Here is a 5,001-nt window from a genome sequence, read left to right as displayed (position 1 = left end):
AGCAGGACCTGGTCGGCTTCACCGGTTCCGCCTCCACCGCCGCGCACCTGCGCACCCACCCCGCCGTGGTGCGCTCGTCGGTGCGCTTCAACGCCGAGGCGGACTCGCTCAACTGCTCGGTCCTCGGCCCCGACGCCACCCCCGGCACCCCCGAGTTCGACCTGTTCGTCGAGCAGCTGGTCACCGAGATGACGGTCAAGGCGGGCCAGAAGTGCACCGCGATCCGCCGGGCGCTGGTGCCGTCGAACCTGCTCGACGCGGTCGCCGAGGCCGCGTCGGCGCGGCTGGCCGAGGTCGTCGTCGGCAACCCCGCCAACGAGTCGGTGCGGATGGGCGCGCTGGCCGGGCTGGAGCAGCGCGAAGAGGTCCGCCGCTCGCTCAAGGCGCTGCTGGAGGCCGGTTCGGCGGTCCACGGCGACCCGGCGAGGGTGGACGTGGTCGACGCCGACCCCGAGCGCGGGGCGTTCCTGTCCCCGGTGCTGCTCAAGGCCGACCCGGACCGCGCCCAGCCGCACGAGGTCGAGGCGTTCGGGCCGGTGTCGACCCTGCTGCCCTACGACGGGGTGGAGGGCGCGGTGGCGCTGGCCGCGCGCGGTCGCGGCAGCCTGGTCGGCTCGATCGTCTCCCACGACGCCGACTTCGTGCGCGAAGTGGTGCTGGGCGTGGCCCCGTGGCACGGGCGCCTGCTGGTGCTCGACCGCGACGACGCGGGCGAGTCCACCGGCCACGGCTCCCCGCTGCCCGCGCTGGTCCACGGCGGACCCGGCCGGGCGGGCGGCGGCGAGGAGCTGGGCGGCATCCGGGGCGTGCTGCACCACCTGCAGCGCACCGCCGTGCAGGGCAGCCCGCGCGCGCTCACCGCCATCACCGGCCGGTGGGTGGCCGGCGCCGAGCGCACCGCCTCCGACGTGCACCCGTTCCGCAAGTCCCTGGCGCAGCTGAAGATCGGCGACTCGGTGACGGCCGGGCCGCGCGTGGTGACGCTGGCCGACATCGAGCACTTCGCCTCCTTCACCGGCGACACCTTCTACGCGCACACCGACGAGGAAGCCGCCGCGGCCAACCCGTTCTTCGGCGGCCGGGTCGCGCACGGCTACCTGGTGGTGTCCTTCGCCGCGGGACTGTTCGTCTCGCCCGAGCCGGGACCGGTGCTGGCCAACTACGGCCTGGAGAACCTGCGGTTCCTCACCCCCACCTTCCCCGGCGACGAGCTGACCGTGACGCTGACCGCCAAGCAGATCACGCCCAGGGAGGACCAGGACTACGGCGAGGTCCGCTGGGACGCCGACGTGGTGAACCAGAAGGGCGAGTCCGTGGCCAAGTACGACGTCCTCACCCTGGTCGCCAAGAACTGACCCGTCTGCAAGTACTACCCGCCCCCTCCAACGGGGCCGCTGACTACTACCCGTGCCGGGCGAGGGCCCGCCGTCCCCGCTCGGCACGGGTAGTAGTTACGCGCCCGCCGACACCGCTCGGGTGGTACTTGCCCGCGCGGTGTCGGCGGGCGCCGGGAACAGATGGTGGGCAGACTGGGTTGCGTGGTTCGGACAGGACCGTGCCACGGATTCGAGGAGCGCTTCAGGTGTCAGACACATTCCTGCTCGGCGGCGACCTGCGGGTGAACCGGCTCGGCTACGGCGCGATGCGGATCACCGGCCCCGGCATCTGGGGGCCTCCGGCCGACCGCGACGCGGCGATCGCGGTGCTGCGCCGGGCCGTCGAGCTGGGCGTGAACTTCATCGACACGGCCGACTCCTACGGCCCGCACATCAGCGAGGAGCTGATCAAGGAGGCGCTGCACCCCTACCCCGAAGACCTGGTCATCGCCACCAAGGGCGGCCTGCTGCGCACCGGGCCCGACGTCTGGCCGACGCTGGGCAAGCCCGAGTACCTGCGGCACGCCCTGGAGGGCAGCCTGCGCAGGCTGGGGGTGGACCGGATCGACCTGTACCAGCTGCACCGCGTCGACCCCGACTACCCGCTGGCCGACCAGGTGGGCGAGCTGCGCAAGCTCCAGGAAGAGGGCAAGATCCGGCACATCGGACTGTCCGAAGTGGACGTAGCGCAGCTGGAGGAGGCACGCGGGATCGCCGACATCGTCAGCGTGCAGAACCTCTACAACCTGGCCACCCGCCACCACGAGGCCGTGCTCGACCACGCCACCGAGCAGGGCATCGCCTTCATCCCGTGGTTCCCGGTGGCCACCGGTGAGCTGGCCCGCCCCGGCAGCGTGCTCGACCAGGCCGCCAAGGACCACGACGCCACGCCCGCCCAGCTCGCGCTGGCCTGGCTGCTGCGCCGCTCGCCGGTGGTGCTGCCCATCCCCGGCACCTCGTCGGTGGCGCACCTGGAGGAGAACGTCGCGGCGGCCCGGATCGAGCTGACCGACGAGGAGTACCAGCGCCTGTCCGCGCTGGTCTGACCCGCCTCAGACCGGGTCGGACGCCCGCCGCCCGACCCGGTCGCGCAGGTCCTCGGGCAGCGTGTCGGCGGCCAGCAGGCGGGGCAGCAGCTCCGGCTCCAGGGTCAGGGCGCGGAAGACCAGCCCCATGGTCACGTCGTGGTCCGGCCGCGTCACCACGGTGATCCCGTCACCGGCGCTGACCGGGCCCGGCTCGACCACCCGCAGGTACGCGCCGGGCACGGCCCGCCGGGTGAACGTGCGCACCCAGCCCCGCTGCCCCATCACCCCCGCGAAGGTCCGGCAGGGGATGCGCGGCCGGGTCACCTCCAGCAGCACCCCGCCCACCCGCCACCGCTCGCCCACCAGCGCGCCGGTGACGTCCACGCCGACCGTGGTCAGGTTCTCCCCGAACAGCCCCGGCGGCAGCTCCCGGCCCAGCTCCGCGGCCCACTCGTCCAGGTCCTCGCGCGCGTAGGCGTACACCGCCTGGTCGCTGCCGCCGTGGTGGCGCAGGTCGGAGATGTGGTCGCCGTCCAGTCCGCTGCCGCCCTCGCCGCGCGGACCCGGCTCGCGCACCAGCACGGGGCCGCTCACCGGCCGCTTGCCGATACCGGTGTGGCCGACGTCTGCGTGGTCGGAGTCGAGCCGGGAACCGGTGTTGACGGAGAGCACGTGAGCCATGCGGCAGACGCTAGCCGAGGCCACCCGGCCCGTTCACCCCCGCACGCGCCCCTGCTGCGTCGGCAAGTACTACCCGAGGCCGCTGTGAGGGTCGGTAGCTACTACCCGACGCGGGCGCATTCCTGGTGCGTGGGCAAGTACTACCCGGCAGCGTTGGGTGGGCCGGCAAGTACTGCCCGACGTGCGCGAATGTTGAGTTCGCGGTGTCTGGGGGTTCGACTCGCGGGGACGGCCCGCCCGACACGCCCATGGTCGGGTGACACCGGGAACGTGCGCTGGGGGAGCGGTAGGGGGCGAGGTGGTGGCCGTTCGGCGGGTGGGTGCGGGAGGATGGCGCGGATCGCACGCCTCCTGGGGGAAGACATGCGCCGGTGCTTGGTCCTTCTGCTGGTCGGTTGCCTGCTGGCGGGGTGCGCCGAGCGGACCTCACTGCCCGAGCCGACGCTCGGGCCGGTGGCCACGAGCGGCGACGAGCTGGCGACCGCGCTGATCAACCGGTCGGTCGAGCAGAGGTCGGTGCGGTTCACCGCCGAGCAGACCCTCCAGGGGCGGAGCACGCGCGTGGAGGGCGGTCTGGTGCGGGCTCCCGAAGGCCGTTTCGTGTCGCTGTCCTCGCCACCGGTGGAACTGGTCGTCCTGCCCGGCGCGGCCTTCTCGCGCTCGCAGGGCGGCGGGTGGACGCGGCACGAGCTGGGCGACCCGGTGCCGGTGGTCGAGGTGCCCGTCACCGAGGTGGCGGACGTGGTCGACCCGGTCATGGTGGTCGAGGCGCTGCGCAGCGGCCTGCTCATGGACAGCGGCGATGAGACCGTGGAAGGGGCGCGGACCAGGCGGTACTCGTTGCAGGTGGACTTGCGGCAGCAGGCCGACCGGACCGAGGACGCCCAGCAGCGGGCGGTGCTGCTCAGCGCTTATGACCGGGGCTTCATCTCGACCGTCGTGGTGTGGGTCGGGCCGGGGGAGTTGCCGGTGCGCGTGGAGCACGTGATGAAGACCCTGGGGGGCGAGGTCTTCGAGAGCCGCACGCACCACTACAGCGACTGGAACGCCGACATCCGGGTCACCGCTCCGGTCTGATCCGGGCGGCGCGGAATCGCCTGCGTGGAATCGGCGGCGCGGAATCGGCGGCGCGGAACTGTCGGTGCCCGGCAATAGGGTGCCGCCATGAGTGCGCGGGCGTCGTTGGACGTCATCTACTGCGAGGGCTGGTCCCCGGAGGACCGGGCGATCGTCGGCAGGCTGTCCGCGACCACGGCGCGGGAACGCGATCGCGGCGGGCAGCAGTACGCCTTCTGCCTGGTGCGACCCGAGGACGACACCGTGGTCGCGGTCGGCGAGATCGCCAGGGGACGGGGCTTCGCCCGCTGCTGGCACTTCGACGAGCAGGGCAGGCGGCACCGCGCGGTGGAGTACCGCGAGCTGGGCCGCCTGTTCCGCGCGCAGGTCGAGCAGTGGCACTACGACGGCCAGACCTCGCCGGAGTTCGACGAGCGCGCTGATTACGAGCAGTTGTCGCACGAGCCGGACGGCACCGCGACGCGGACGGTGCGGGCGCAGCAGGCGCGCAGCAAGATGGTGCGCCCCGTGCGAGTGCCGGTCGAGGAGCTGTTCAGCGACGTGCCGGGGTTCGGCGACTGGGCGGCGCTGGCCGGCGTGGACGCGGACCTGGTCGAACGCCCGGACGTGGTGGACGAGGAGCCCGTCGAGCCGCCGTGGCGGCCCCCGGTCCCGTTGCGGCCCACCGCCCTGGACCGGGTGTTCCGCTCCGGTGAGCGGTGGGCGCTGCGGGGGGCGGAGGAGGTCGTGGTGACCGAGGTCCGGGACGCGGGCGCGGTGCGGCTGATCAGCGGCCGGGTGCTGGCGACCGATCCGGGGTTGCTGTCCGACGGCGAGGCGGCTTTCACCGACACCGTCCC

At 73.3% G+C, this 5,001-nt stretch carries 4 protein-coding genes and 1 pseudogene; 4 read left to right on the top strand and 1 reads right to left on the bottom strand.

Going from position 1 to position 5,001, the window contains the following annotated elements; genetic code table 11:
• A partial coding sequence (gene paaZ / locus IEZ00_RS19785) for a phenylacetic acid degradation bifunctional protein PaaZ (protein ID WP_229795907.1) occupies nt 1–1,355 on the top strand: 1,355 nt, incomplete at its 5' end.
• Between the two features lie 227 nt (nt 1,356–1,582).
• Nucleotides 1,583–2,422: an aldo/keto reductase gene (locus IEZ00_RS19780; RefSeq protein ID WP_189224759.1), complete on the top strand. Its 840-nt coding sequence runs from the start codon at nt 1,583–1,585 to the stop codon at nt 2,420–2,422.
• Nucleotides 2,423–2,428: 6 nt separating this feature from the next.
• On the opposite strand, the gene IEZ00_RS19775 is transcribed toward IEZ00_RS19780, so the two are convergent.
• Nucleotides 2,429–3,085: an MOSC domain-containing protein gene (locus IEZ00_RS19775; RefSeq protein ID WP_189224758.1), complete on the bottom strand. Its 657-nt coding sequence runs from the start codon at nt 3,083–3,085 to the stop codon at nt 2,429–2,431.
• A gap of 375 nt (nt 3,086–3,460) precedes the next feature.
• On the opposite strand from IEZ00_RS19775, the gene IEZ00_RS19770 reads away from it, so the two are divergent.
• Nucleotides 3,461–4,162 (top strand): hypothetical protein, encoded by a 702-nt coding sequence (locus IEZ00_RS19770; RefSeq protein ID WP_189224757.1) that lies wholly within the window; start codon nt 3,461–3,463, stop codon nt 4,160–4,162.
• An 87-nt stretch (nt 4,163–4,249) separates the two neighbouring features.
• Nucleotides 4,250–5,001: pseudogene (locus IEZ00_RS36835) on the top strand (DUF4241 domain-containing protein); the annotation flags it as partial.

It is taken from the genome of Saccharothrix coeruleofusca, assembly GCF_014648515.1.
In the GTDB taxonomy this organism is placed as follows: domain Bacteria; phylum Actinomycetota; class Actinomycetes; order Mycobacteriales; family Pseudonocardiaceae; genus Actinosynnema; species Actinosynnema coeruleofuscum.
The sequence above is the reverse complement of the archived record's forward strand: the minus strand, read 5'-3'. Positions and strand labels throughout refer to the sequence as shown.